The organism is Enterobacter sp. K510 (assembly GCF_055804875.1).
In genome coordinates this window covers 58,354-84,520 of the sequence record NZ_JBNRLQ010000012.1, presented here as the reverse complement: position 1 = coordinate 84,520, position 26,167 = coordinate 58,354, and the positions used below count along the sequence as shown (strand labels likewise).

Genomic DNA, 26,167 nt, shown 5'->3' with positions numbered 1-26,167 from the left:
TGTTCCGGCTTGGTTAACAATTAGTGAACAATTTGTGCCGTAAATTAAGAGGAAAATGTGACTGCTCTCATCGGATCACGATCCGTCGCGCTGTGGAAGCGTGAGGATTTGCATCATTCACAGCCCGACGTGCTGGCAGAAGAGGTGCCCGTCGCGCTGGTATATAACGGCATCTCCCACGTGGTGATGATGGCCTCGCCCAAAGATCTGCCGCTATTCGCCCTCGGCTTTTCGTTATCGGAAGGGATTATTGAGGCCCCCAACGAGATCTACGGTATGGACGTGGTGCCGGTCTGCAATGGTCTGGAAGTGCAAATCGAACTCTCCAGCCGCCGCTTTATGGGGCTGAAAGAGCGTCGTCGGGCGCTGGCCGGGCGCACCGGTTGCGGCGTTTGCGGCGTGGAGCAACTCAATGACATCGGCAAACCGGTCGCGCCGCTGCCCTTTACCCAGACCTTCGATCTTGCCCTGCTGGATGACGCCCTGCGCCATCTCACCGATTTCCAGCCGGTGGGCAAACTGACCGGCTGTACCCATGCGGCGGCCTGGCTGCTGCCCTCCGGGGAACTGGCGGGCGGGCATGAAGATGTGGGGCGGCATGTGGCGCTGGACAAACTGCTCGGGCGTCGGGCGCAGGAAGGTGAAGCCTGGCGGCCGGGCGCGGCGCTGGTTTCCAGTCGTGCCAGCTATGAAATGGTGCAGAAATCCGCCATGTGTGGCATTGAGATCCTCTTTGCCGTCTCCGCGGCGACCACGCTGGCGGTTGAGGTCGCGGAGCGCTGCAATCTGACGCTGGTGGGATTTTGCAAGCCGGGCCGGGCGACGATTTACACCCATCCGCAGCGCCTGAAAGGCCTCTGAAAAGAACGTCAAAAATTTTGAAGTTTATCGGCAAATCCTTCCGCTATTCGTTGGGGATAAACAGGTCTAGTATTTATCACATCAAGGCGAGACGCCTTACCCCAACAAATTAACCTGAAGGATAGTCATCATGAAAAACATCAAAACTTTAGTTGCAGTTGCCGCTCTTACCGCTTCTTTCGGTGCTTTCGCTGCCCAGTCAGTGACCGCCACCGCCACCACGCTGTCCGGTGCAGAAGCGCAAATCGCGGCTAAAGCGCAACAGGCTGGCGCATCGTCTTACAAAATTACCGAAGCTTACACCGGTAACCAGATCCACATGACCGCCGAACTGAATAAATAAGTCCCAAAGCTGCTGTCCCTGCTCTGCTGAGCGGGGACAGGCTTCCCGCCCCGCATTACGCCTGCATCAACGCCATAAACTCCTCATAACCCGCTAATGCCGCGATCCGCTGTGCCGGATAACGATGCATCACGCTTGCCAGAAAACTAAAAATTTTCAGCTCCTGTCGTGCCGTTGCGCTCGCACAGGCGATCAGCATATGCGCCACCGGCTCGTGATTAATGATGACCGGATGGGCCAGCGTAATAAAATAGCCGCAAAAAGCCGCCCGATGCTCGCTCCAGCAGTGGGGAACGGCAAGCTGATTGACAATCAAATTCTCGCCCTCCTGCTCACGTTCACACAGCCGCACCGCTTCATCTTCGCTTATGCGCGCCGCCGCCCTGAGTCGCCCGCATACCGCCTGCACGATCGCGCTCCAGCTTTGCGACGGGGTATTCGCATAATGAAAACTGCCCTGCGACGGAAACAGCCGCGTGAGGTTCTGGCGAATGAACGCCGTTTCCACCACGTCTTTTATTTGCGCGATGCCCGCAGGCCCGATCATGTTTTTGAGGGTCAGACAGTTTTTGAGGCTGTCGTCAGGGCGAAAATGGCTGTTGTTGATAATGCACACCGGCGACAGGCTGTGCAGCAACTCGTCTGCTTCACTCAGGCTGCGGGCGATCACCACCCGGCAGTTCAGCACCTCGCGCTCGATGGCCATCTTGTTGATGGTGGCGATGGCGTTCTGATCGGATAACAGGACCAGTGGCTGGCGTTCGGTCTGGTTGCGCTCCAGGCTACAGGCAAAATAGAGGCCGATGAGATCGCTGTCGAACACCGTCACGTCCAGCTGTTCGCGCAGCAGGGCGATAAAGCGGATGCTCATATCAAAGGCGGCGGGCCAGGCGGCTTTGAGCGTGTTAAGGCTGCTCTGGCGGCTTTCCGTCAACCACACCGGCGTGGCGGCGCAGCGAATTAAATGTCCGGTCAGATTGTCAATCAGCGTGGCGTCGATAATGGCGGGCGGATGGTTATCGCGCACCTGCTCGAGTAACGCTGCGATGCGCTGCGGGGTCACTTTACTGGCGCGGGATTGCAGCGTATCCAGAATAGCTGTCAGGGTTTGCAGTGCAGGCAGATGCAGCGACAGGCCCATAGCGTTGACAGAGGCGGCGAGCGCATCGCTGACGCCGACGGGCGGCGGGGCGTCGAGCCGGTGGCGCAGGGCATACACCGCCAGAATTATGCCGGAGAGATAATCGCGGGGAATATCAGGGTACGCCGCCAGCGCCACCGCGTCGCCCGCAGTGGAAAAGCGGCCATGCAGCGCCAGCAGAGCGGGATCTTTTTTCAGCAGGCTGGCGAGAATTAGCACCCGCTTCATTTCCGGCTCCGCAATAAAATAGCCCGCGCCGGGACGTGCGGCGATGGTAAAGCGCTTTTCACAGCGCTGTTTCAGACGCGCCAGCTTATCGCCGATCCAGGTTTCCGGCAGGTTAAGCGCCTCCGCCAGCTGGCGGCGGGTGGTACAGGCGTTAAGCAGCAGCACCGCCAGCAGACGATCGTCGTTGTCGTGGCGCTGCAACAGCCGGAAATAGCTGGCGCGATCGAAAATTTCCAGCTGCCAGGTGGCGTTACCGGTGGTGACGAGGCGCGCCCGGCCGCTGAGCGTCAGATTAAGGTAATCCACATCGCGTAACAGCGTACGCGTCGACACGCCTGCCCGCCGCGCCAGTTCCGCCAGCGTCAGCGGGTGGTTTTCCAGATGTTCCAGCACCGCAAGCTGGCGTTCGTTGAGCATCAGGCGTTCTCAGTGAAAATCCGCCAGCGCGCGGACGGTTTCGGCATTCAGCGATAACAGCAGATCGCGCACCAGCATCAGGGTGGCGGCGTAATCCCGCGCGGATATCATCCCGCTGGTGGCATGCAGATAGCGCGTCGGCAGACAGAGCGCCACCACGGGCCGCCCGCCGCCCATCACGTTATAGCGCCCGCCGTCCGTCGCCCCGGTTTTCATGGTGCAGCACTGTAGCGGCGTATTGCTGCGCATCGCACTCGCTTTTACTGCCTGCACCAGTTTCTGGTTCGGAAAATAGCGCTTATCGAACAGCATCATCGCCGGGCCATCCCCCAGCCGCAGCGGGTATTTGATGCTGTCGATCCCCGGCACATCTCCCGCCACGGCGGTATCCAGAACGATCACCACATCCGGTTTGATGCGTTCTGCCGAGGTTTGCGCCCCGCGCAGGCCAACCTCTTCTTCGACGCTGCCGACGCCGTACAGCGTGATGTCCGGGTTATTCACGCAGGCCAGCAGTTCCGCCATCAGCGCGCAGCCCGCGCGGTTATCCAGCGCTTTGCCGACGATTTTGTCCTCGCCCCAGCGGGCGAAATTCGCCTCCGGGCAGATAAAATCGCCAATGGCGATGCCGCGGCTTTTTACCTCATTGCCGCTTGCCGCCCCGATATCAATGAACATCTCGTCAAAGGTCAGCGGCTGCTGCTTCTGTTTTTCAGAGAGCGCGTGGGGGGCGACGGAGCCGATCACGCCGGGGATTTTCTCGCCGTGGCGGGTGCGGATGGTGACGCGATGATTGAGCATCGACTGGCTCCACCAGCTGCCGATAGTGTCGAAGCGGATAAATCCCTGCTCGCTGATATGGGTCACCATAAAACCGACTTCATCCATATGGCCGACCACCGCCACTTTCGGGCCGCGCGTGCCTTTGCGGGCGATCAGGCTGCCCAGCCCGTCAAAGACGATGTCATCGACGTGGGGCGTCAGCGCGGCGATCAGTAGCTGCCGCACTTCCTGCTCATCGCTGCTGACGGCGCTGGCTTCGCACAGGTTTTTCAGTAATTCAGTGTTCACGGGCAACCTCCTGTCGCGCGGCTTTACGTTTCAGCCACAATCCTTTCAATAAAATGATCAGCACGATATTCAGCATCAACCCGCATCCCAGCACCAGGTAAAAGGAGCCCGCCGGAGACATCAGGCCAATCAGCGGATCAAATACCCCCAGCCCCGGCGCGAGGCGTTGCAGCCCGAAGCCGATCACCAGCATGCCGGTAATGCCGCCGGAGATCGTATTGGCAGTAATCATCGGCAGCGGCGCGGCCAGCGCATAGGGAATGGCCGGTTCGGTGGCGACGGTGGCGCCCACCACGATGGCGCTACTGGCGGCGGCTTTTTCCTGCGTGGTAAACAGTTTTGGCGCGAGATAAGTGGCAATGCCCGCCGCGACGGGCGGCATCAGCGCCACCACGCCGACTATGGCGTACCAGTCATAAATGTGTTTTTCCAGCAGCGAAAAGCAGAAGAACCACGCGGTTTTGTTGATCGGCCCGCCCATGTCGAACGCCAGCATCGCGCCCACCAGAAAGGCCGCGCCAAGCTTCATCGACGGCGGAATGGTATTCAGGAAATGCAGCAGGCCGCCCATGATGTCGGACATCACCGGGCCGACCACGTAATAGGTCAGCACGCCGAAAACCAGCAGCGTGATGAAAGGGATAAGCATTGAGCCGAGCAGCGGCTGTAACGCCTTGCCGAGCTTAACTTTGCGGAACCACAGTACGAAATAGCCTATCGCCAGCCCCAGCACCACCGCGCCGAGAAAACCCGCGCCGGACTGCGTGCCCAGCAGGCCTTTATCATTCGCCAGATAGCAGACCAGAAACGCGGGGGCGAAGGCGGGTTTGTCGGCGATAGAGGCGGCGATATAGGCCCCCATCACCGGGATCATAAAGGTAAAACCCAGATAGCCGATGGATTCCACCACCCAGGTAAAAGAGGGCGCGCCTTTCGCCATATCGGTATAGGGCAGCCCCATCTGCACCAGCATATTGGCGATGGCGACAAGAATACCGCCGCCGATCACAAAGGGCAGCGCGGCGGAAACACCCGCCATCAGGTGGCTCATCACGCTGCCCTGCTGCACCTCCTGTTTGCCGAGCTTAACGCTGCTATCCGCTTCGAAAAGCTGCGATTGCGCCGGTAAGTCGGTAAAGATCTGGTCGATATTTTTCAGCGCCTGCGAAATCGGGATCTGATACACCCGCTTGCCCGCAAAACGGGCGCGATCGTCGGCGCTCAGGCCGCGTCCGGTGGCAAGAATGACGTAATCCGCCGCACGAATAGCCTCATCGCTGAGACGGTTTTCCACACCGCTGGCGCCCTGGGTTTCAACCTGCATACTATGGCCAAGGGCGCGGGCTTTCTGCTCCAGCGCTTCCGCCACCATGTATGTATGCGCAATCCCGGCAGGGCAGTTGGTGATCGCCACCAGGCGTAATGATGTCTCCATGGAAGGCTCCTTATTCACTCAGCGTCTGATTAAGCAGCGTGAGGATCTGGCTGCTGTCGCCCTGTTTGAGCTGTGCGATAAAATCCGCGTGAATAAGTTTGCGGCACAGGGTGCCGATCATTTTCACCTGATCCTCTTCCCCCGCCTGCGGCACGCCGAGGCAAATCCAGCAGTTTACGGGTTCGTCATCGCTGGCCTGCCAGTCGACGCCCTGCGCTTTGCGGGCAAAGAGCACGAAAGGCCGCCTGACGCAGGCGCTTTTGCCGTGCGGCACTGCAATGCCCGCGCCAAAGCCCGTGGAGTGCATTTTTTCGCGCAGCAGCAGGGTTTGTAAAAAGGCGTTGCGATCGGTGATCACTCCCTGTTTTTCGGCCATATCCGCCAGCGCTTTCAGCACCGAATAGGCACTGTTGCCGCTGATGTTAAGGTTGATGCAGTCTGCGGTGAGGTGCGCCATCTTTTCACTCCGTTGATCTCGTTCACCTGATTGTAAGGGGCCGCGGGCAGGGCGCTGAGCGGAGATATGTCCGCCAGGCATGACATATTTCATGCAGCAAAAAGGTAAATTTGCGGGAAGGGGCACAGTTTATTTATCCGTTCGCTGATTACAGAGATTATTAATTTCCCGAATGGTTACCGCTTCCTTTAATTAGCCCGGGCATATTAAAAATAAATAATTGCCGGAGCAGTCTGATAAATAACTTAGTATTTATTTAGCTGTCATATGAGTTATCGCCGGGCAGTATTGCAATTTTACGGCTTATGTTATCCCGCTCACGATCCTTATATTGTAAGCGTTTACATCAGCATGGTGCGGGCATACTATTTTTCGCGCCTGTATTGATAATATTACGGAACAGGAATAGTGGTAAGTATATTCATTAATTCTATGCTTCGTTTTAATCAATAAATAAAAAATATTATTCATCGCAAATATCCATTACCTCACGGCGTTGCTTATTACAGCAACACCGAACTCTACTTTATTTCAAGGAATGCAAATAATGAAGAAAACACTCCTGGCAGTGGCGATAGGGTTAAGTATGGTTGCGGGTTCGGGCTGGGCAAAAACCAGCACCAGCAGTATTGAAGCGCGTTTACAGCAGCTTGAAGAACGTCTGGCGGCAGCGGAAAACCGCGCGGCGGCGGCAGAAAGCCAGGTGCAGCAATTAAAAACGCAGCAGGCGGCGGAAATTAACGAACTTAAAGCGGCGCAGGGCAACACGCCGGTAAACGGCCAACAACCGGCGGAGGATCTGAAAAACAATGCCGCCACGCCGAACCTGGTGCTGTCCGGCTATGGCGATATCAAAGTTTACGGCGACGTGGAATTCAACATGGATGCCGAAAGTAAACATGGCCTGGTGGCGATGACCAATGCCAACGTCAACGATCCCACCAATGAACAATGGGACCTGAATGGCCGTATTCTGGTGGGTTTTGACGGCATGCGGAAAATGGATAACGGCTATTTCGCCGGTTTCTCCGCCCAGCCGCTGGCAGACATGACCGGCTCCATGGATCTTGATGACGCCGTTTTCTTCTTTGGTCAGGAAAATGACTGGAAAGTGAAGGTCGGGCGCTTCGAAGCCTTCGACATGTTCCCGCTCAATCAGGATACCTTTGTTGAGCATTCCGGTAATACCGCCAACGACCTCTACGACGACACCAGCGGCTACATCTATATGATGAAAGAGGGTCGCGGACGTTCCGATGCGGGCGGTAGCTTTATGATGAGCAAGCAGATCGACAACTGGTATTTCGAGCTGAACACGCTGCTGGAAGATGGCACCTCGCTGTATAACGATGATGGTGACGGCAGGCTCTATCATGGCCGTGAAATGGAACAGCAGAAAAACGTCGCCTATCTGCGCCCGGTGATTGCCTGGTCGCAGGATGAACTTACCTTTGCGGCAGCCGTGGAAACCAACGTGGTGAATAACGCCTACGGTTACACTAATAGCCAGGGTGAATTTGTCGATCAGTCTGACCGCACCGGTTATGGTCTGCGTATGGCCTGGGACGGGCTGAAAACCGATCCGGAAAACGGCGTGGTGGTGAACCTGACCAGCGCCTACATGGACGCCACGGATGAACAGGACTTCAGCGCCGGGATCAACGCCCTGTGGAAACGCTTCGAGCTGGGTTATGTCTATGCCCATAACAAAATAACCGATTATGACGGCGTGATCGGCGACGATGACAACTTCGTCCTTGATGAAGGCACTTACGATATTCACACCATTTTTGCTTCTTATCAGATCCCGAACGTGATGAATATGAAGAACTTTAATATCTATCTGGGGACCTACTACTCCATTCTCGACAGCGACACGGTGGATAACAGCAGCAATAACGACGACGATCGTTACGGCGCGCGCGTGCGCTTCAAATACTATTTCTGAGTTGTCGTAAGCCAGAAAATGCCTGCCTTCATCCGCAGGCATTTTTTGCGCTTATTTTGAGGCTGGACGCCCTGATAAGGTTGCGGGACACTAGCGGCATTCTTCAGCCTCTGACACGGAAAATTATGTCGTTAAAAGCTATCGCCAAAGAACTGGGCCTGTCGGTAACTACCGTCAGCCGCGCCCTGAACGGTTATGACGATGTTTCGCAGGAAACGCGCGCCCGCGTGGAGGCTGAAGCGCAGCGCCGGGGGTATCGTCCCAATACCTTCGCCCGCCGCCTGAAAATGGGCAAAATCGACGCCGTCGGGCTGGTATTTCCGGTGCATCCCGTACCGCTTAATAACAGTGTTTTCATGGATATGGTGGGGGAGATCAGCCATGAACTGGCGCAGCATGAAATCGACCTGCTGCTGATTGCCGATGACGATCTGGCGGACAAGCACAGCTATATGCGCATGGTGCAGAGTCGCCGCGTGGACGCGCTGATTGTCGCCCACACGCTGGATAACGACCCGCGTCTGGAGCAGTTGCAGGCGGCGCGTTTCCCTTTTCTGGCGCTGGGCCGCAGCCAGCTCTCCGAGCCTTACGCCTGGTTTGATTTCGATAATCATGCCGGTACCTGGCGCGCCACCCGCCATCTGATTGACCAGGGTCACCAGCGTATTGCGCTGCTGGGGGAAAACAACACCCAGGCTTTTATCACCCAGCGGCGAAACGGCTATCTCAACGCGCTCAATGAAAGCGGCCTCTCCCGTGAATGGCTGCGCGTCATGCCGCCGTCGCGCCGGGCAGGCTATAACGCCACGCGCGAACTGCTGGCGCTGCCGCAGCCGCCCACTGCCATTATCACCGACTGCAACACCCACGGCGACGGCGCGGCGATGGCGCTGGCGCAGGCCGGACGCTTGACGGGCGACAACCGCGTCGCGCTGATCGTCTACGACGGGCTGCCCGCCGACAGCATTGTTGATGTGGACGTGGCGGCGGTGATCCAGTCCACCCGTCAGGGCGTGGGCCGTCAGATCGCCGGAATGGTACGGCGGCTGATTGCCGGTGACGATCTCGCCACATTACAGGTACTGTGGCAGCCGGAATTCCGTCCGGGCGTCACCGCCTGACTCACCTTTCTTTACGGTAAATTCCCACGCCGATCACAAATCCGAATCGTTTTGGTTGGCATCCGAAACGTTTCGGATCAACGATGACATCATCAATACTCAGGAGATGATGCATGGAAAAGTCGATTTTACGCCTGCAAAGCGCCACCGTGGATGTGGTAATCAAAACCCGTCCGTTCGCCGAAATTCTTTACTGGGGCACGCATCTTGCCGACTTTTCGCCGCAGGACGCAGCCAGTCTTGAACGTCCTGTCGCCAATGGAAAACTGGACGTCGACGCTCCGATCACGCTGATGGCGGAGCCGGGCCATGGCCTTTTTGGTTCGCCGGGCATTGAAGGCCACCGCAACGGCCTCGACGGTTCCCCGGTGTTTACCACTACTCAGGTGGAGCAGCATAACCAGACGCTGATCATCACCAGCGAAGACGCGCAGGCGGGTCTGCAACTGCGCAGCGAAATTGCCCTGTCGGCCAGCGGCGTGCTGAAAATTCGCCACGGGCTGACCAATAACCGCGCGGGAAACTGGCAGGTGGATCGCCTGGCGGTGACATTGCCGGTAGCCGGGCATGCGCAGGAGGTGATGGCGTTCCATGGCCGCTGGATCCGCGAATTTCAGCCGCACCGCGTCACGCTGACGCACGACAGCTTTGTGCTGGAAAGCCGCCGCGGGCGCAGTTCTCACGAACATTTCCCGGCGCTGATTGCCGGCAGCCAGGCCTTCAGCGAAATGCAGGGCGAGGTGTGGGGCGCGCATCTCGGCTGGAGCGGCAACCACCGTATGCGCTGCGAAGTGAAAACCGATGGCCGTCGCTATTTGCAGGCGGAGGCGCTCTATCTGCCGGGAGAAATGGCGCTCGCCGAAGGCGATACCCTGTGGACGCCGTGGTTGTACGCCAGCTATTCAGCGGCCGGGCTGAACGGCATGAGCCAGCAGTATCATCGTTTCCTGCGCGAAGAACTGATCCGCTTTCCGCAGGAGAAGCCGCGTCCGGTGCACCTCAACACCTGGGAAGGCATCTATTTCAACCACTCCCCGGCCTATATCATGCAGATGGCGGACGAAGCGGCGGCGCTTGGCGTTGAGCGGTTTATTATTGATGATGGCTGGTTCAAAGGCCGCAATGACGACCGCGCGGCGCTGGGGGACTGGTATCTCGACGAGCAAAAATACCCCGATGGCCTGAAGCCGGTTATCGACCATGTGAAAAATCTCGGCATGGAGTTCGGCATCTGGATCGAGCCGGAAATGATCAACCCCAATGCCGATCTCTATCGCGCCCATCCGGAGTGGGTACTGGCAATGCCGGGCTATCCGCAGGCCACCGGCCGCCATCAGCTGGTGCTGAATCTGAACATTGCGGAAGCTTTTGATTACCTGCTGGAACGCATGAGCTGGCTGCTGGGCGAGCATGATATCGACTATGTGAAGTGGGACATGAACCGCGAGCTGGTGCAGCCTGCGCATCAGGGCAAAGCCGCCGCCGATGCGCAAACCCGCCAGTATTATCGTCTGTTCGATGCCCTGCGCAGTCGCTTCCCGCACGTGGAATTTGAGTCCTGCGCCTCCGGTGGTGGGCGTATTGATTATGAAGTGCTGACCCGCTGCCACCGTTTCTGGCCCTCTGATAACAACGATGCGCTGGAGCGTAATACTATTCAGCGCGGCATGAGCTACTTCTTCCCGCCGGAAGTGATGGGTGCGCACATCGGCAATCGTCACTGTCATGCCACCTTCCGCCAGCACAGCATTGCTTTCCGCGGTCTGACGGCGCTGTTCGGGCACATGGGGCTGGAGTTGGATCCGGTGAGCGCCGGTGAAGAGGAGCGCGCAGGCTATCGCCATTACGCCGCGCTCTATAAGCAGTGGCGGGGGCTCATTCATTCCGGCAACCAGTGGCGGGTGGATATGCCGGACGCCACGACTCAGGTGGTGGGCGTGGTCAGTCAGGATCAGCAGCAAGGGCTGTTCCTGGTCAGCCAGCTGGCGATGCCGGATTACAGCCTGATGATGCCGTTGCGGGTGCCGGGTCTGGATAGCGGCGCGCGTTATCGCATCAGGCTGCTGGACGATCCCAATATTCAGCTGACCGGGGTGGGCGGCCATACCATGCGCAAACTCCCGGCGTGGATGACAACAGAGCAAACCGTCAGCGGCGAATGGCTGAAGGTGGCAGGGCTAGCCTTACCGGTGCTGGATCCGGAAAGCGCCATTCTGATTGGTTTCGAACGCTTATGATCATGCAGGGCCGCCACGCGGCCCGTAGCTGAGGGATTAACATGAAGACCACCGACTGTACCCATAAAAACAACCCTAATTTCTGGATTTTTGGCCTGTTCGTCTTCCTCTACTTTTTCATTATGGCGACCTGCTTTCCGTTTTTGCCCATCTGGTTGTCCGACATTATCGGCCTGACCAAAACAGAAACCGGCATCGTCTTCTCCTGCGTCTCGCTGTTTGCCATCGCTTTTCAGCCGGTGCTGGGGGTGATCTCCGATAAGCTCGGCCTGAAGAAAAACTTGCTGTGGGTGATCTCGGTACTGCTGTTTTTATTCGCCCCCTTTTTCCTCTACGTCTTCGCGCCGCTGCTGAAAACCAATATCTGGCTGGGGGCGCTGAGCGGCGGGATCTACATCGGCTTTGTGTTCTCCGCCGGGTCTGGTGCGATTGAAGCCTATGTGGAGCGCGTCAGCCGTAACAGCCATTTTGAGTACGGCAAAGCGCGAATGTTCGGCTGTCTCGGCTGGGGCCTGTGCGCCTCGACGGCGGGGATGCTGTTCAGCGTCAATCCGGAATGGGTATTCTGGATGGGTTCGGCGGCGGCCCTGATGCTGTTACTGCTTATCGCCCGACCGCAGCAAAACCAGACCGCGCAGGTGATGAATGCGCTGGGGGCCAACCAGCCGCAAATCAGCGCGAAGATGGTCTTCAGCCTGTTCCGCCAGCGCAAAATGTGGATGTTTATCCTCTATGTGATTGGCGTTGCCTGCGTGTACGACGTGTTCGACCAGCAGTTTGCCACCTTCTTTAAGTCTTTCTTCGCCACGCCGCAGGCGGGCACCCAGGCCTTCGGTTTTGCGACCACTGCCGGGGAAATGTGCAACGCCATCATCATGTTCTGCTCGCCGTGGATCATTAACCGCATCGGCGCGAAAAATACCCTGCTGATTGCCGGGGCGATCATGACCACGCGTATTATCGGCTCGGCCTTCGCCACCACCGTGGTGGAAGTGATCGCGCTGAAAATGCTGCACGCGCTGGAAGTACCTTTCCTGCTGGTAGGCGCATTCAAATACATCACCGGCGTGTTCGACACCCGTCTGTCCGCCACCATTTATCTGATTGGCTTTAACTTTGCCAAACAGATGGCGGCGATTTTCCTGTCGGCTTTTGCGGGAAATATGTATGACCGTATTGGCTTCCAGGACACCTATCTGATCCTCGGCAGCATCGTGCTGGTGGTGACGCTTCTCTCCGCCTTTACGCTGACCGGCAAACCGATGTTTGGCCGCATGGCGGGCAGCGTCGCTGAGCGATGAGCGAATGCACGGCGTTAAAAACGGAATTTAACGCCGTGGACTGTGTGAAGAATCACATTCGCGTTTAATTCGCTGACCTATACTCCGCTGATATTTCAACGGAGGCAGATGTCAGTGATTAATATTCAGCGGCTATTTCAATGCATGTTAACAGGGCTATTTTGCGATAGCGCTGTTCGTGCATGGCTGAGTAAAATTTGCTGGTTTACTTCTGTTCCTTCTCTTGAAAAAGATGATGCGATTATTCGTGACGCGCTGGATGAAAATACCGCCGTCGGCTGGGTGCAATTATGGTCCAGCGCCGGAAAACTCTGCCCGTCACTTTATCGTCCCGCCGCACCGTTAATAAAAGTCTTATATCACGCCGGATACGCCACCCGTCTGCACAGCCGTAAACGCGACGAGCTGGCCTTCCTGTTCCGTATTTCCAGCCTGCGCCAGCTGATGGCCTGTCATCACGCCAGCGGCGCGTCAGACGACGCCGCGTTCCGGTTAATGGTTTCCCCGCAAAGCACAATGCGCGCCTTCGCCATTGTGCTTTTTTTATTGCCTGAATCCGACCCTGTAAGGAGTTTCTATGTTTATTGTTTGCGTCGCCGCCTGTCCGACAGGCATCGCTCATACCTATATGGCAGCAGAAGCGCTGGAGCTTACCGGGCGTCAGCGCGGCCATGAAATCAAAGTCGAAACCCAGGGCAGCCTGGGAATTGAAAATGACATCACCGCAGACGACCTGGCGCGGGCGGATGGCGTGATCATCGCCGCCGATGTCGCCATCAGCGGCAAAGAACGCTTCGACGGCATGATCAAGCTGGAGTGCAGCGTCTCCGATCCGATCAAGTTTGGCGATGCGGTATTTGAGGCGCTGGAGCAGGAGCACGCCCATGGCTAAGTTCAACGGAGGAAGCGCCCCGTCGGCGGGCACGGAAATCAAAAACGCCATTATGACCGGCGTCTCCTGGATGCTGCCGTTTGTCATCGCCGGAGCGGTGATCATGGGCATCGCGCGTATCGGCGCGTCTATGTACGGCATTGATAACATCTGGGATGCCAGCCATGAGCAGGCGGCGAGCATGGTCGTGCAATTGTTGCATAAGTTTGACGGCTTTGGCGGCATGGCGTTATCGCTGATGCTGCCGGTGGTGGCAGGCTACATCAGTTTTGCGATTGCCAATAAGCCGGGGCTGGCTCCCGGCATGGTCGGCGGCCTGCTCGCCAGTAATCTGGGCACCGGCTTTCTGGGGGCGCTGGCGGCGGGCTTTGTCGCAGGCTACATCGTGCGTGCGCTGGCCACCTGGGTGCGTTTACCCAAAGCCTTAGCCTCCGCCGGGCCGATATTTATCCTGCCGGTGGGCGGCACGCTGCTCACCTGTTTAGTGATGGCGTTTATCATCGGCACGCCGCTGGCGGCGCTTAATCACGGCATGGAAAACTGGCTGCTGGCGATGTCCGGCGCGAACAAAATTATCCTCGCGGCAGTGGTCGGCGGCATGGTCGGCTTCGATCTCGGCGGTCCGGTCAACAAAGCGGCGGTGACCACGGCGATGGCGCTGCTGGCCTCGGGCATTTACGATCCCAATACCGCAGCCCAGGTGGCGATTATCGTGCCGCCTATTGGCCTTGGCGTCGCCACGCTGCTGTGGGCGAAGCGCTTCCCGGCGTCCCTGCGCGAGGCCGGAAAAGCTTCCACGCTGATGGGGCTTATCGGTGTTTCCGAAGGCGCGATCCCCTTTGCGCTCGCCAATCCCAAAATCATCATCATTAACGTGCTCGGCTCCGCCACAGGCGCGGCGATGGCCGTCGGGCTGGGGGCGGTCAACCATGCGCCCATCTCCGGCTTTTATGGCTGGCTGGCGGTGAGTCACTGGCCGGTTTACGTGCTGTCGATTGCCAGCGGCTCGGCCATTATCGCCGTTGGCTCGTTGCTGGTCTTTCGCAGTGAAAACGAACCGGAAAATAAACCCGTCGCCGCCGCGCCGAAATTTAAAGCCGGTCGCTGAGGCCGTCCCAACTATAAGGAGAAGGCACGCCTGATGAAGACCGTACATTTAATTCAGCACACCCACTGGGATCGCGAATGGTATTTCACCGAAAACGACTCGCGCATGGTGCTCTATTACTTTATGCATGATTTGCTTAACCGCCTGGAGCAGGACAACACTCTGGGCCCCTTTGTGCTGGACGGGCAAACGGTGGTGCTGGAGGACTATCTGCGCGTCGCCCCGGAACAGCGCGACCGGCTACAGTCGCTGATCCGGCAGGGACGTATTCTCATCGGCCCGTGGTATACGCAGACGGATTTTCTGGTGGTGGGCGCTGAATCCATCACGCGCAATCTGCTGCTGGGCAAAGCCGACTGCGAGGCGTGGGGATGCAGCGCTATGCCGGTGGGCTACGTGCCGGACTCCTTCGGCCAGAGCGCGCAGCTGCCGCTGTTTTTGCGGGAATTCGCCATCGACGCGGCGGTGATCTGGCGCGGCTGGTGCGAGCACGATGTCGCCAGCAGCGAATTCAGCTGGGTGACGCAGGGCGGCAGCCGCGTCACTACCGCGGTGCTGCCGTGGGGGTACGGCTGCGCCAAATGGCTGCCGGACGACGTAGAACAGGCGGGGCGCGTGCTGCCCGCTATCCTCGAAAAACAGGCGCGCTTTTCGCTCACCGATGCGCTGTTGCTGCCGAACGGTAACGATCAGTCGCCTTTCGAATACGCCGTCCCGGCGATGCTGGATCGGCTCAATGCCCGTCAGAAGGAGTACCGCTTTATTCGCAGCAGCTTCAGCGATTTTTTTGCCGCGCTGCGCGAGGGTGAAAAACCGCTGCCCGAATTCCGGGGCGAGCTGCTCAGCCCGAAATATATGCGTATCCATCGCGGTATTTTTTCCACGCGTATGGACATCAAGCTGCTCAACGCCCGGCTGGAGCAGTTCGTCAGCCAGACGCTGGAGCCGCTGCTGGCGGTGAACATGCGGCTTGGGCTACCTTATCCGCAGCAGGCGCTGGAACATATCTGGCGCGAGGCGATGAAATCCCACGCCCATGACAGCATTGGCGGCTGTAATGCCGATCGCGTCAACAGCATGGTGAAAGCGCGGTTAACAGACGGGCTGGAAAGCGCGCAGCAGCTGTTCGATCTGAATATGAAAATGCTCGCCGAAGGCATCACCACCCGGCAGGATGGCAAAAAAATCATCCTCTTTAATCCGCTGCCCCACGTCCGGGATGCGCAGGTCACGCTGACCTTGTACACCCCGCATGAGGATTTTCGCATCGTGGAGGAAGACGGCACCGTCTGCCGCTGGCAACTGCTGCGGGACACCCCCCAGGACATGTCGATCATCGTGCAGGAACTGGCGAACAGCACCACTACGACCTGGTATCGCAAGTGCGAGATTGTTCTCGCGGCACAGGCGTTACCCGCCTGCGGCTATCGCACGCTCTATTTACAGGAGGGGCAGCCAGCGGGCTTTGATCACGCTCGTGAAACCATCAGCGCGCTGGAAAACCCCTGGCTGCGGCTGGAGATCGACGGCGACCAGCTGACGCTTATCGATAAACGCAGCCAGCAGCGTTACCTGCAGGTGCTGCGGCTGGTGGACGGCGGCGACGCGGGGGATAACTACAACTATTCGCCGCCCTCTCAGGACTGGCGCGTCACCAGCGATGGCTGTTTGCAGGAGGCGCACGGCGAGCGCGGGGCGCTGAACGATACCCTGACGCTGCGCTGGCAGATCCCGGCGCCTGCCGATGCCGCATCACGCGCGGCGCAGCAGTGCAATGCTACGCTGGCGGTGACGATGACGGTCTCGCTGCCCCATGATGCCCCCTGGCTTGACGTCAACGTTGAGGTTAACAACGCCCTGCGCGATCACCGCTTACAGGTGGAAATCCCGGTGGGCATTGCACAGGCATTTCACTTTGCCGATCAGCCTTTTGGCCTGATCGAACGGGAAAACCGGCCCGCCGCGCTGCAACGCTGGCAGGCGGAAAACTGGACCGAAGCGCCCGCGTCGCTGTGGCCGATGCAAAGCCTGGCGATGCTGCACCATGAAACCCGCGGGCTGGCAGTGGTGACGGCAGGGCTACGGGAATATGAAATTCCCGCGGAGCAGACCGGCGTTATCGCCCTCACGCTGTTTCGCAGCGTCGGCTGGCTTGGCCTGCCGGATCTCCCCTGGCGGCCAGGGCGCGCGTCGGGCATGGTGCTGCCGTCGCCGGACTCACAAATTCAGGGAATGCTGCGCTTTAATTTTGCCGTGCTGCCGATGGCGCAGGGGCAGAGTGACGAATTCTGGCGCACGGTGGAGCACTGGCGCACCCCGGCCAGCGGCTATCTGGATTCGGGCTGGTCACGTTTTCGCACCAATCCCCACGGCATCCGCTTTCCCGCCCATTACAGCCTGCTTACCTGGGGCAGCGCTCTGCACTTCAGCACGCTGAAAAAAGCGCAGCGCGGCGAGGCGCTGGTGTTACGCGGCTGGAATCCGGGCCTGCGGCCGCTGCCGGATAGCGCGCCTGACGCGGCAGGCGACTGGCAAAAAATCACCCTCGCAGAAACCCCGGCGCAGCCCGGCGATGGCAGCGTACCGCCCGGCACGCCTGTCAGCTGGCGTCTTGATTTTTATCGGGAGGACAAATGAAAAGGCTAATCAGGATGGCCGTACCCCTGCTGCTGATTGCCAGCGGCGCATCACCAGCGGCAGAGAAATATCAGTACCGCGTCGCCTTTATGCCCGATATTCACTTTCACGACGTGTACGGCGAGTTTGCGGACCAGGCCTTTACCGGCCTGCCGAACAGCAAAAGCGGCAAGCCCGCTATTATTCGTTCCATGTATGCGCAACTCACCTCCACCCGGCTGTTCAATGAGAACTATTTTGCGCTGCGCGCCGCGCTGGACGATGCCGGAAAGCAGGGCATCAAATGGGTGGCGCTGCCGGGGGATTTCAGCGATGACGGGCAGACTTACCATGTGCGCGGGCTGGTAAAACTGCTGCATGAGTACGAGCAAAAGTATGGCATGCGTTTTTTCGCCACCCCCGGCAACCACGATCCTAACCGCCCCTTTACCACTCCCGGCGGTGAGGAGGATTTTCTGGGGGAGGGCGGCAAAACCCAGCGTATCTTCAGCCGTGGCGCAAAAGAGTGTCAGGGCTATCAGGGCGCGACAGCGCGGATCAAAACCGATGCCGAACTGCCGTCAATTTGCAGCGAAGAGATGGTTCACGGCGGTTATCAGGCGATCATGACGGCGATGGGAGATTTCGGCATCAATCCTTCGCCGGACGATCTGTACTGGGAAACGCCGTACTCCCGATACGGCGTGGAAAATTACCGCTACCAGGCGGCGCAGCGGGCCAGCGATTTCAGTCAGCGGCAGTATGAAATCTGCGCCCAGGGAACGGGTGGGATCTACAAAAAGCCCGGTTACGGCCCCTGCTTTACCGTCGCCGACAGCAGTTATCTGGTGGAGCCGGTGCCTGGTTTATGGTTGCTGGCAGTGGACGCCAATGTCTATCTGCCCGCCGCCGACGCCCGCGCGGATCAACCGCAGTTTTTGGGTTCCGGCGAGGCGGGCTACAACAGCATGCTGACGCACAAACAGCAGACCGTTGCCTGGATGGCAGATGTTGCGCAGCGCGCCAGAGCGCTCAACAAAACGCTGGTCACCTTCAGCCATTTTCCGATGGTGGAATTCGATAACGGCGCGGCTGCGGATCTTGCTGACATCTTTGGCGAGGGGAAATTCCAGCTGGCCCGCGCGCCGCGCGAGGACACCAGCCACGCGCTGGCAAAAACCGGCATTGGCGTGCATGTCGGCGGTCATATGCATTTTAACGATACCGGCGTGCGTCGTTATGCCGATGGCAGCCTGTTGTTCAACATTCAGGCCCCGTCGCTGGCGGCCTATGTTCCGGCCTATAAAATCCTTAATTTCACCAGCCCGACGGAGATCGACGTAGAAACGGTGATCGTCAAAGAGGTTCCACGCTTTAACGAACTGTTTGAGCACTATCAGCAGGAGTGGGATCACCTGAACGCCACGCACTCTCCCCATTTGTGGAACCGCGCCATTTTACAAGCCGACAGCTATTACGCCTTTACTAACTGGCATATCACCGAACTCGCCCGCCTGCGTTTTCTGCCGGAAGAGTGGCCGGAGGATCTGCGCCAGCTGCTGTTTACGCTGAACGGCGAGGAGATGCTGATCGCAAGCCAGCTCAATCAAGGCGAATACGATGGTAAAAAAAGCGGCGCGGCCTGGGAAAAGGCACGGCAAAAAGCGCAGGCGCTGGCACAAGCAGCAGGCATGAAACGGCAGGATTTTGCCCGCTGGAATGGTTTCGATCTGGCGGTGGATTTCTACCGTTTACGCAATGCGGATGAGCTGGCGTTAGCGGATATTCCCCCCGATCGCCTGCGTCAGTACCGGCTGCTCACCGGCGCGCTCGCCGCCCGTTTGCCTCCCGTCGCCCCGAAGGTCACGCAACACAGCGCGGTTGAAGATATTTTCCGGCTACGCTTCGGCAGCCTTTTTGCGGTGATCGATAAATACCTGCACGGCAGCCCGGCACGTCATTTTCACATTAATGTGGAGACGGGGGAGATGAGGGTAATGAAATGAATGTTCACGCAGAACCTCAGATTCAGTAACCACCATACCCACCATTTAATTGACCGATTTTAAAGGTGGTGGGTATAATAACCACTAAAGCTTACAGGGACGTTGAGGAATGTATGACGAGCGCTGAAGTCATGAAGAAGCTGAAAAAGGCAGGTTGGGAGCATGTCCGCACCAGAGGTTCGCATCATATTTTTGAAAAGGAAGGTGAGCCTGAGCCAATAGTAGTTCCCCACCCTACCAAAGATATAGCTGCCGGTACGTTACATAAGATTTTGAAGCAATTGGGCGAAAAATAAGTGCAAAAGGGCGTGTAGGCGCACGTTACTTCTGAATGAGGAAAAACCATGAAATATCCAGTTTATTTACATCAGACCGAAAGCGGCGCTTTTTCTGGTTTTGTGCCCGATCTGGCTGGATGCTATTTCGCAGGTGATACCATTGATGATGCGATCGCTGATGCTCATGCGGCTATTGATGCGTATCTGGACTACCGGAGCGAGAAAGGAAAAGACGTACCTGTAGCACGTACGATGAACGATCATAAAGATGATGAAGACTGCCAGGGGGGTATGTGGGGGATCGTGGATATTGATACCTCAAAATACGATGGCAAAGCAGTTAAATTAAATATTACCTTGCCGCAAAATTTATTAAGAAGAATAGACGCTTATGTCGTAAATAATAAAGACTACACCAGCCGTAGCGGTTTTATCGCTGAGCTGGCGAGAAGAGAATTATCAAAGCGTCTTTAAGGGCCTGACTGTCTGAAAAAATTATTTCCACGCCCGGCAGCGCTGCCGGGCGTGGACTTTCACTCCAGATAAAACACCTCTTTCAGCTCACGGCTGATCGGGCTGTGGTCCGGGTTTGACGGCATCACGGCGGACATATATTCCCACCAGCGCTGGCACACGTCCGTACTGGCGACGGCGTTCCAGCGCTCTTCGGATTCGATCTCGACGGTGGCGAACAGCAAATTGCGGGCTTTATCGAGATAAATCGCGTAATGATGCGCGCCATGATCTTTCAGCACCGACTCCAGCTCGGGCCAGATGGGATTATGGCGACGCTCGTACTCCTCGTGGGCATCAGGATTAACCTGCATCACAAAGGCTTTGCGGATCATAACGCCTCCAGATAGAGCTCGCGCACTTCATCGCGGCTGGCGGTGCGCGGGTTGCATGGGGCGCACGGGTCGGCGAGGGCTTTATCCAGCCAGCCTTCAATATCCTCTTTGGTGACGCCCAGCTGGCTGAAGCCGGACGGAATGCCAACGCGGGCGCTCAGCGCGCGAATGGCGATAATGGCTTCTTCGCTGGCGGTCTCATCGCTCATGCCGCGCGTATCGACGCCCATCGCCTGCGCCACGCGGGCAAAACGCGCCACGGCGTTGGGGCGGTTAAAGTTTTCGATGATCGGCAGCAGAATGGCATTACAGACGCCGTGCGGCAGGTTATGGGTGGCGCCCGGCTGATGGGCCAGCGCGTGCACCAGCCCCAGACCGGCGCTGTTAAAGGCCATGCCTGCCAGATACTGGCCGAAGGCCATCTGTTCGCGGGCCTCTAGGTTATGACCGTCATCCACCGCTTTCGGCAGCCATAGGGCGATGAGGCGGATCGCTTCCAGCGCGTTGGCATCGGTGAGCGGGTGCGCGCCAAGGGACACATAGGCTTCCACCGCGTGGGTCAGCGCATCCATGCCGGTCGCTGCGGTGACGGAGGCCGGAATTTCCAGCATCACGCTGGCATCGTCAACGGCAATATCGGGAATAATGTTGGCATCAATAATCACCTCTTTTACCTGGCGCGCGGCGTCGATGATCACCGCGTTGCTGGTCATCTCGGCGGCGGTACCGGCAGTGGTATTGATGGCGACCAGCGGCACGCCAGCGTTCACCACTTTGCCCACGCCGGAATAGGCGGTGGACGGGCCAGGATTGGCGGTGAGGATTTTTATCGCTTTCGCGGTATCAATCGGGCTGCCGCCGCCGAAGGCGATCAGGTAATCGCATTCGGCATCCTGATACGTTGTAAAGCCTTCCTGCACCAGCGCTTCGGTGGGGTTCGGGAAGACCGCGTCGAAAAGATGATAAGACATCTGGTGCGCATCCAGCGCGCTAAACAGACTGTCCAGCAGGCCCAGCTTCACCAGTTGCCCGTCGGTGACGATCAGCGCTTTGCCCCACTGTTTGCCCGCGACCAGGTTAACCATGTCGCCGATTGCCCCCGCGCCATGCAGGCTGATTTTGGGAAGTGCCAACATAAAACTCATGAGAAATCTCCTTATCTTGCTGTGATTTTTTATGCCCGGCGGCGCTGCGCTTGCATAGGCCTACATCGTAGGCCGGGTAAACGCAGTGCCACCCGGCCGTTAAATTCGTCTTCGCTGCATAATCCGTCGCGTAATAATCGGCAGGGAAATCACCACAATCAGCATCGCGCCGATGATGATCGACATCACGATACCCGGCACGTTAAGCAGGCTGAGGCCAAAGGTGACTAATCCCATCAGGAACGCGGCAATAATGACGCCGACCATGCTGCCGGAGCCGCCGAGAATATTGACGCCGCCGAGCACCGCCATGGTCACCACCGCCAGCTCCCAGCCGGTAGCGATGGTCGGGCGCGTACTGCCGAGGCGCGAGGTGAGCAGCACCGAGGCCAGCCCCGCCATCAGGCCCACCAGCGCAAACAGCACCAGGTTGTGACGCTTCACATTGATGCCGGAATACCACGCGCCGGTCGGGTTATTGCCGATGGCGTAGGTGCGGCGGCCAAAGTTGGTGCGGTGCAGCACAAAGGCAAACACGCCCGCCAGCACGATGAACAGGGCAAACTCAAAGGACAACGCCCCCCACACGTAGCCCTGACCAAACCAGGCAAAGCTTTCCGGATACGCATTCAGCGCCTGATCGCCGAGCAGAATGTAGGTAATGCCGCGGTAGAGGCTCATGGTGCCGATGGTGATGACGATGGAGGACAAATTAAAGCGCGTCACCAGCACGCCGTTGAACAGCCCGCACAGCAGGCCGACGCCCAGCCCGACGCAGACCAGCAGCGGCGTGTCGACGCCCGCCTGGGCGCAGAACCCCATCACCGTGGAACTGAGGGCGATGGTCGAGGCGACGGACAGGTCAATTTCACGGGCGATGATCAGCATCGCCATCGGCAGCACAATGATCGCTTTTTCCGTGAAGTTGAAGGTGGCGTCCGACAGGTTCCAGATGTCGAGGAAATAGGGCGACGCGAGCGCATTGGCGATAAACACCGCCGCCGTCACCGCCAGTAAAAAGCCCTCCCAGCACAGCAGGCGTTTCAGCCATGGCGTGGCGGCGGGTGAGGTGTTCATCTCTTCAGTGGTCATAATTTTGCTCATGATTTCACCGCCATTTTCTGACGCGCCAGCGCGGCATCGCGCAGGATCAGCCGCCCTTTACGTTTATTGCCGCGCTCGTTCAGCAGCACCGCAATGACGATCACCGTCCCGGAAATCGCCATCTGCCAGAAGGGCGAAATGCCGATCACCGGCAGCGCATTATTGATGACGCCCAGAAACAGCGCGCCGAACAGACAGCCGAGCACGCGCCCGGTGCCGCCCATGGTGCTGATGCCGCCAATGACGCAGGCGGCGACCACCTGGAGTTCAAAGCCGTTCGCCACATCCACATAGGCTACCGCGAAGCGGGAGATCCACAGATAACCGCAGAAACCGGCCAGCGCTCCGGATAAGCAGAAGCTGACGAACTGCATTTTTCCGGCGTTGATGCCGGTGTAATACGCGGCGGTGGCGTTGCCGCCTGCGGTGTAGAGCGCGCGTCCGGTGCGGCTGTAGCGCAGGAAGTAGCCCACCAGCAGCAGCGCGGCGATGGCGCACCAGCTCAGCAACGGCAGCCCCAGCACGGCAGCGCGCGGCAGGCCGAGAAAATCACTGCTCATCTGGTGAGAGTTGATCCAGCCGCCGTCGGAGAGCAGAAAAATAATGCCGCGGTAGATGCTCATGGTGCCCAGCGTCACCACAATCGCCGGGATGCCCATTTTCCACACCAGCAGGCCGTTGATGATGCCCATCACCAGCCCGAGCGCGGTGGCCAGCAGCAGTAACGCCCAGACGGGAATGGCCGGATAGTGGAAGTTAAGCAGGGCGACGATCATGCCGGTCAGCGCCAGGTTAGCCGCCATCGACAAATCAATGCCTTTGGTGAGCAGCACCATCATCTGACCGAGCGCGAGGATGATTAAAATAGAGGTGTCATTAAAGATCTCGACCAGGTTACCCGGGGCGATGAACGACGGCGCGCGGCTGCCAATGGCGATCACCATCAGCACGATCACCGCCGCCAGCAAGGCTTCGCGATTTTTAAGCAGTTGTTGCCACATTATGCCGCCTCCTGCGCCGCGCCGCTGGCGGCGCTGACAATGGTTTCCGCCGTGGCTTCGCCCGCGCGGTATTCCGCGACCATCAGCCCCTCATGCATGACGATGATGCGGTCGGCCATGCCCATCACTTCCGGCAGTTCAGACGACACCATGATCACCGCCAGCCCTTGCCCGACCAGCTCGGACATAAACTGGTGTACGGCGGCTTTTGAGCCGATATCAATGCCTTTAGTGGGTTCGTCGAGGATGATCACGTCCGGATGGGTGGCGAGCCATTTGCCGATCACCACTTTCTGCTGATTGCCGCCGGAGAGGGTTTCCACCGGCTGTTTCCAGCTGAAGGCCTTCACCTGCAGGCGTCGGGCATACTCATCCGCCAGCGCCCACTCCCTGGCGTCATTCAGCACGCCGTTGGGGTTGAGCTTGCCGAGCTGCGGCAGGCTGATGTTCTGGGCGATGGGCAGCTCGATGATCGCCCCCTGTTTCTGACGTTCTTCCGGCACGCAGACGATACCGGCGTTAATGGCATCGGCGGGCTGGTGGAACTCTACCCTTTTTCCGTTCAGCACAATCTCGCCGGACGACGGCCGCGAGACGCCGGACAGCGCCTGCATCAGTTCGGTACGCCCCGCGCCCACCAGGCCGTAAAAGCCAAGAATTTCCCCTTTGCGCAGGGAAAAATTGATGTGCGCGAATTCCGTGGGATGGCAGAGATCTTTCACTTCCAGCACCGTATCGCCCGGCTCGCAGGCTATTTTCGGGTAGGTCTGGGTGATGGCGCGGCCCACCATCATTGCCACCATGCGCTCTTCGGTGATGTCGCTCATCGCGCCGGAGCCGACGTACACCCCGTCGCGCAAAATGGTGTAGTGATCCGCCAGCTCGAAGATTTCATCGAACTTGTGCGAGATAAACATGATCGCTTTGCCTTCCTGCTTCAGGCGCTCAACGATCTGGTAAAACTCCAGAATCTCGTGCTGCGACAGGGCCGCGGTGGGTTCGTCGAGGATCACCACCTGGGCGTCAAAGGAGAGCGCCCGGGCGATGGCAACCATATGGCGCTGGGCGATACTCAGGGTTTTCAGCGTCGCGTGCGGATCGATCTGCACTTCCAGACGGGTCAGAATGGCCTGCGCTTTCTGGTGCATGGCGGGCCAGTCGAGCTTCTTCAGAAAACCTTTACAGAGGTACTGGCCGACAAAAATGTTCTCCGTCACCGACAGTTCATCGAACAGCACGGTTTCCTGATGGATGGCGGTAATGCCGACTTTGTGCGCCGCTTCCGGCCCCGGCAGGTTAATGGGAATGGCTTTATAGAGGATTTCGCCTTCTTCCGGCTGATAGATGCCGGTCATCACTTTGACCAGCGTTGATTTGCCCGCGCCGTTTTCACCGATAAGGGCGGTGACTTTGCCGGGCCAGAGATCGAGCTGCACGTTCTCAAGAGCACGCACGCCAGGAAAAACCTTGGTGATGCCCTTGAGCGACAGCAGAGGGGTGGATGCCGTCATGATAGTTCTCCGCATAACGAGATTTCTTGTAGGGCGGGTAAGCGCAGCGCCACCCGCCGTATGTCAGAAAACGGATCAGAAAATTTTGGAGAATTTATCAATATTGCTGGCATCGTAGACGAACGGCTCAGCCATCGCGCCGCTGCCGTCCGCATCCAGCTTCACCTTGCCGAGTTTACCCATGCTGGCTTCGGTTTTGGTGGCGCTGCCTTTTACTAAGTCATCCGCCAGGTAAGTGGCGGCATAGCCCAGATCAATCGGGTTCCAGATGGCAAAACTTTTGGTCGCGCCGGATTTGACCGCGCCCGCCATTTCAGACGGCAGGCCCAGACCGGTCACGTACACTTTGCCGATTTTGCCCTGATCCTTCACCGCCTGCGCCGCCGCTACTATGCCAACCGACGACGGCGAGACGATCACTTTCAGATCCGGGTAGGTTTTCAGCAGGCCGACCGCTTCGCGGTAGCTCTTGTCAGACAGATCGTCGCCATAGGCGGTGGTCACCAGATTGACGGACGGATATTTCGGCAGCACCTTTTTCATTTCCGCAATCCAGGTGTTCTGGTTCGCAGAGGTCGGCGTGGCGCTTAAGATTGCCACATCGCCTTTTTCGACGTTCAGCGCTTTCAGCGCTTCGGCGGCGAGCTTGACGTTGGTTTCACCGATCAGCGCATTGTTCGAGGGATTCAGATGGATCTGGCGGCCGGCTTTCGCCACGCCGGAATCCCATGAGACGACTTTGATACCACGCTGCATCGCTTTTTTCAGCACCGGCACCACGGCGTCCGGATCGTTGGCGGAGATGGCGATCGCATCCACCCCCTGGGCGATCAAGCCGTTCAGCACTTCGATCTGCGCTTCGGCGGTAGTGGTGGTGGGGCCGGTATAAATGACTTTTACATCACCTAACTCTTTGGCGGCTTCCTGCGCGCCGACGTTCGCTGCTTCAAAAAAACCATTACCTAATGATTTTGCCACCAGGGCGATTTTGACTTCTGCTAATGCGGAACCGGACAACGCCAGCGCAGCAACGGTGAGGATTAAGCTTGCTTTAATTTTCATTGCTTGTACTCCACGAGTTAGTTTTTGTAGGGATGG

General features: G+C 58.2%; 23 protein-coding genes. 13 read left to right on the top strand and 10 right to left on the bottom strand.

From position 1 onward, the window contains the following. Window positions 1–57 precede the first annotated feature (57 nt). Window positions 58–861 (top strand): formate dehydrogenase accessory sulfurtransferase FdhD, encoded by an 804-nt coding sequence (gene fdhD / locus ACQUTD_RS19040; protein WP_072571380.1) that lies wholly within the window; start codon window positions 58–60, stop codon window positions 859–861. 130 nt (window positions 862–991) lie between these two features. Next, complete coding sequence (locus tag ACQUTD_RS19035; RefSeq protein ID WP_072571379.1) at window positions 992–1,204, top strand: YdgH/BhsA/McbA-like domain containing protein; 213 nt, start codon at window positions 992–994, stop codon at window positions 1,202–1,204. A gap of 55 nt (window positions 1,205–1,259) precedes the next feature. On the opposite strand, the gene ACQUTD_RS19030 is transcribed toward ACQUTD_RS19035, so the two are convergent. The 4 genes from ACQUTD_RS19030 to ACQUTD_RS19015 are packed head-to-tail and all read right to left on the bottom strand — an operon-like array spanning window position 1,260 to window position 5,953. Further along, window positions 1,260–2,990: a putative frv operon regulatory protein gene (locus ACQUTD_RS19030; protein ID WP_473277212.1), complete on the bottom strand. Its 1,731-nt coding sequence runs from the start codon at window positions 2,988–2,990 to the stop codon at window positions 1,260–1,262. A 9-nt stretch (window positions 2,991–2,999) separates the two neighbouring features. After that, entirely contained in the window at window positions 3,000–4,061 is a 1,062-nt protein-coding gene (locus tag ACQUTD_RS19025; RefSeq protein WP_473277211.1) for an aminopeptidase, read from the bottom strand. Continuing rightward, the gene (locus tag ACQUTD_RS19020; RefSeq protein ID WP_473277210.1) at window positions 4,051–5,496 is read right to left on the bottom strand and encodes a PTS fructose-like transporter subunit IIBC; all 1,446 of its coding nucleotides are present in this window, start codon (window positions 5,494–5,496) and stop codon (window positions 4,051–4,053) included. Before ACQUTD_RS19020 ends, ACQUTD_RS19025 begins: the two co-directional genes overlap by 11 nt. Window positions 5,497–5,506: 10 nt before the next feature. Next, entirely contained in the window at window positions 5,507–5,953 is a 447-nt protein-coding gene (locus ACQUTD_RS19015; protein ID WP_473277209.1) for a PTS fructose transporter subunit IIA, read from the bottom strand. A gap of 547 nt (window positions 5,954–6,500) precedes the next feature. On the opposite strand from ACQUTD_RS19015, the gene ACQUTD_RS19010 reads away from it, so the two are divergent. The 11 genes from ACQUTD_RS19010 to ACQUTD_RS18960 all read left to right on the top strand — a co-directional run bounded on the left by ACQUTD_RS19010 (window position 6,501) and on the right by ACQUTD_RS18960 (window position 19,934). Continuing rightward, window positions 6,501–7,901 (top strand): carbohydrate porin, encoded by a 1,401-nt coding sequence (locus ACQUTD_RS19010; RefSeq protein WP_072571374.1) that lies wholly within the window; start codon window positions 6,501–6,503, stop codon window positions 7,899–7,901. A gap of 125 nt (window positions 7,902–8,026) precedes the next feature. Next, window positions 8,027–9,022, top strand: a complete 996-nt coding sequence (locus ACQUTD_RS19005; protein WP_473277208.1) for a substrate-binding domain-containing protein — start codon at window positions 8,027–8,029, stop codon at window positions 9,020–9,022. Between the two features lie 113 nt (window positions 9,023–9,135). After that, complete coding sequence (locus tag ACQUTD_RS19000; RefSeq protein WP_473277207.1) at window positions 9,136–11,259, top strand: alpha-galactosidase; 2,124 nt, start codon at window positions 9,136–9,138, stop codon at window positions 11,257–11,259. Window positions 11,260–11,300: 41 nt separating this feature from the next. After that, complete coding sequence (locus ACQUTD_RS18995) at window positions 11,301–12,560, top strand: oligosaccharide MFS transporter (protein ID WP_473277206.1); 1,260 nt, start codon at window positions 11,301–11,303, stop codon at window positions 12,558–12,560. Window positions 12,561–12,668: 108 nt separating this feature from the next. Then, entirely contained in the window at window positions 12,669–13,235 is a 567-nt protein-coding gene (locus ACQUTD_RS18990) for a hypothetical protein (RefSeq protein WP_473277233.1), read from the top strand. Continuing rightward, on the top strand, window positions 13,138–13,452 hold the full coding sequence (locus ACQUTD_RS18985) for a PTS fructose transporter subunit IIB (protein WP_088222167.1): 315 nt from the start codon (window positions 13,138–13,140) through the stop codon (window positions 13,450–13,452). Before ACQUTD_RS18990 ends, ACQUTD_RS18985 begins: the two co-directional genes overlap by 98 nt. Further along, window positions 13,445–14,560, top strand: coding sequence for a fructose-specific PTS transporter subunit EIIC (locus tag ACQUTD_RS18980; protein ID WP_473277205.1), 1,116 nt, complete (start codon window positions 13,445–13,447; stop codon window positions 14,558–14,560). The genes ACQUTD_RS18985 and ACQUTD_RS18980 overlap by 8 nt, the downstream gene beginning before the upstream one ends. Window positions 14,561–14,593: 33 nt before the next feature. Then, complete coding sequence (locus tag ACQUTD_RS18975; RefSeq protein ID WP_473277204.1) at window positions 14,594–17,197, top strand: glycoside hydrolase family 38 N-terminal domain-containing protein; 2,604 nt, start codon at window positions 14,594–14,596, stop codon at window positions 17,195–17,197. After that, entirely contained in the window at window positions 17,194–19,182 is a 1,989-nt protein-coding gene (locus tag ACQUTD_RS18970; protein ID WP_473277203.1) for a metallophosphoesterase, read from the top strand. The genes ACQUTD_RS18975 and ACQUTD_RS18970 overlap by 4 nt, the downstream gene beginning before the upstream one ends. Window positions 19,183–19,295: 113 nt before the next feature. Further along, entirely contained in the window at window positions 19,296–19,478 is a 183-nt protein-coding gene (locus tag ACQUTD_RS18965) for a type II toxin-antitoxin system HicA family toxin (protein ID WP_473277202.1), read from the top strand. Between the two features lie 48 nt (window positions 19,479–19,526). Then, window positions 19,527–19,934 (top strand): type II toxin-antitoxin system HicB family antitoxin, encoded by a 408-nt coding sequence (locus ACQUTD_RS18960; protein ID WP_473277201.1) that lies wholly within the window; start codon window positions 19,527–19,529, stop codon window positions 19,932–19,934. A 59-nt stretch (window positions 19,935–19,993) separates the two neighbouring features. Here the strand turns inward: ACQUTD_RS18960 and rhaM are convergent, their stop codons facing one another. The 6 genes from rhaM to rhaS all read right to left on the bottom strand — a co-directional run bounded on the left by rhaM (window position 19,994) and on the right by rhaS (window position 26,131). After that, on the bottom strand, window positions 19,994–20,308 hold the full coding sequence (gene rhaM / locus ACQUTD_RS18955; RefSeq protein WP_473277200.1) for an L-rhamnose mutarotase: 315 nt from the start codon (window positions 20,306–20,308) through the stop codon (window positions 19,994–19,996). Next, complete coding sequence (gene fucO / locus ACQUTD_RS18950; RefSeq protein ID WP_473277199.1) at window positions 20,305–21,453, bottom strand: lactaldehyde reductase; 1,149 nt, start codon at window positions 21,451–21,453, stop codon at window positions 20,305–20,307. The genes rhaM and fucO overlap by 4 nt, the downstream gene beginning before the upstream one ends. Before the next feature lie 99 nt (window positions 21,454–21,552). Further along, window positions 21,553–22,557, bottom strand: coding sequence for an ABC transporter permease subunit (locus tag ACQUTD_RS18945; RefSeq protein ID WP_473277198.1), 1,005 nt, complete (start codon window positions 22,555–22,557; stop codon window positions 21,553–21,555). Next, entirely contained in the window at window positions 22,554–23,558 is a 1,005-nt protein-coding gene (locus tag ACQUTD_RS18940; protein WP_473277197.1) for an ABC transporter permease subunit, read from the bottom strand. The genes ACQUTD_RS18945 and ACQUTD_RS18940 overlap by 4 nt, the downstream gene beginning before the upstream one ends. Beyond that, complete coding sequence (locus ACQUTD_RS18935) at window positions 23,558–25,069, bottom strand: ATP-binding cassette domain-containing protein (protein ID WP_473277196.1); 1,512 nt, start codon at window positions 25,067–25,069, stop codon at window positions 23,558–23,560. Before ACQUTD_RS18935 ends, ACQUTD_RS18940 begins: the two co-directional genes overlap by 1 nt. Window positions 25,070–25,144: 75 nt before the next feature. After that, on the bottom strand, window positions 25,145–26,131 hold the full coding sequence (rhaS, locus tag ACQUTD_RS18930) for a rhamnose ABC transporter substrate-binding protein (protein ID WP_072571358.1): 987 nt from the start codon (window positions 26,129–26,131) through the stop codon (window positions 25,145–25,147). Window positions 26,132–26,167: the final 36 nt, after the last annotated feature.

What these genes read in the sequence shown, in the direction of transcription:
- ACQUTD_RS19035 (WP_072571379.1), top strand. Translation starts at nt 992, where the DNA reads ATGAAAAACATCAAAACTTTAGTTGCAGTTGCCGCTCTTACCGCTTCT.
- ACQUTD_RS19030 (WP_473277212.1), bottom strand. Translation starts at nt 2,990, where the DNA reads ATGCTCAACGAACGCCAGCTTGCGGTGCTGGAACATCTGGAAAACCAC.
- ACQUTD_RS19020 (WP_473277210.1), bottom strand. Translation starts at nt 5,496, where the DNA reads ATGGAGACATCATTACGCCTGGTGGCGATCACCAACTGCCCTGCCGGG.
- ACQUTD_RS19015 (WP_473277209.1), bottom strand. Translation starts at nt 5,953, where the DNA reads ATGGCGCACCTCACCGCAGACTGCATCAACCTTAACATCAGCGGCAAC.
- ACQUTD_RS19010 (WP_072571374.1), top strand. Translation starts at nt 6,501, where the DNA reads ATGAAGAAAACACTCCTGGCAGTGGCGATAGGGTTAAGTATGGTTGCG.
- ACQUTD_RS19005 (WP_473277208.1), top strand. Translation starts at nt 8,027, where the DNA reads ATGTCGTTAAAAGCTATCGCCAAAGAACTGGGCCTGTCGGTAACTACC.
- ACQUTD_RS19000 (WP_473277207.1), top strand. Translation starts at nt 9,136, where the DNA reads ATGGAAAAGTCGATTTTACGCCTGCAAAGCGCCACCGTGGATGTGGTA.
- ACQUTD_RS18995 (WP_473277206.1), top strand. Translation starts at nt 11,301, where the DNA reads ATGAAGACCACCGACTGTACCCATAAAAACAACCCTAATTTCTGGATT.
- ACQUTD_RS18990 (WP_473277233.1), top strand. Translation starts at nt 12,669, where the DNA reads ATGTCAGTGATTAATATTCAGCGGCTATTTCAATGCATGTTAACAGGG.
- ACQUTD_RS18985 (WP_088222167.1), top strand. Translation starts at nt 13,138, where the DNA reads ATGTTTATTGTTTGCGTCGCCGCCTGTCCGACAGGCATCGCTCATACC.
- ACQUTD_RS18980 (WP_473277205.1), top strand. Translation starts at nt 13,445, where the DNA reads ATGGCTAAGTTCAACGGAGGAAGCGCCCCGTCGGCGGGCACGGAAATC.
- ACQUTD_RS18975 (WP_473277204.1), top strand. Translation starts at nt 14,594, where the DNA reads ATGAAGACCGTACATTTAATTCAGCACACCCACTGGGATCGCGAATGG.
- ACQUTD_RS18970 (WP_473277203.1), top strand. Translation starts at nt 17,194, where the DNA reads ATGAAAAGGCTAATCAGGATGGCCGTACCCCTGCTGCTGATTGCCAGC.
- ACQUTD_RS18965 (WP_473277202.1), top strand. Translation starts at nt 19,296, where the DNA reads ATGACGAGCGCTGAAGTCATGAAGAAGCTGAAAAAGGCAGGTTGGGAG.
- ACQUTD_RS18960 (WP_473277201.1), top strand. Translation starts at nt 19,527, where the DNA reads ATGAAATATCCAGTTTATTTACATCAGACCGAAAGCGGCGCTTTTTCT.
- rhaM (WP_473277200.1), bottom strand. Translation starts at nt 20,308, where the DNA reads ATGATCCGCAAAGCCTTTGTGATGCAGGTTAATCCTGATGCCCACGAG.
- fucO (WP_473277199.1), bottom strand. Translation starts at nt 21,453, where the DNA reads ATGAGTTTTATGTTGGCACTTCCCAAAATCAGCCTGCATGGCGCGGGG.
- ACQUTD_RS18945 (WP_473277198.1), bottom strand. Translation starts at nt 22,557, where the DNA reads ATGAGCAAAATTATGACCACTGAAGAGATGAACACCTCACCCGCCGCC.
- ACQUTD_RS18940 (WP_473277197.1), bottom strand. Translation starts at nt 23,558, where the DNA reads ATGTGGCAACAACTGCTTAAAAATCGCGAAGCCTTGCTGGCGGCGGTG.
- ACQUTD_RS18935 (WP_473277196.1), bottom strand. Translation starts at nt 25,069, where the DNA reads ATGACGGCATCCACCCCTCTGCTGTCGCTCAAGGGCATCACCAAGGTT.
- rhaS (WP_072571358.1), bottom strand. Translation starts at nt 26,131, where the DNA reads ATGAAAATTAAAGCAAGCTTAATCCTCACCGTTGCTGCGCTGGCGTTG.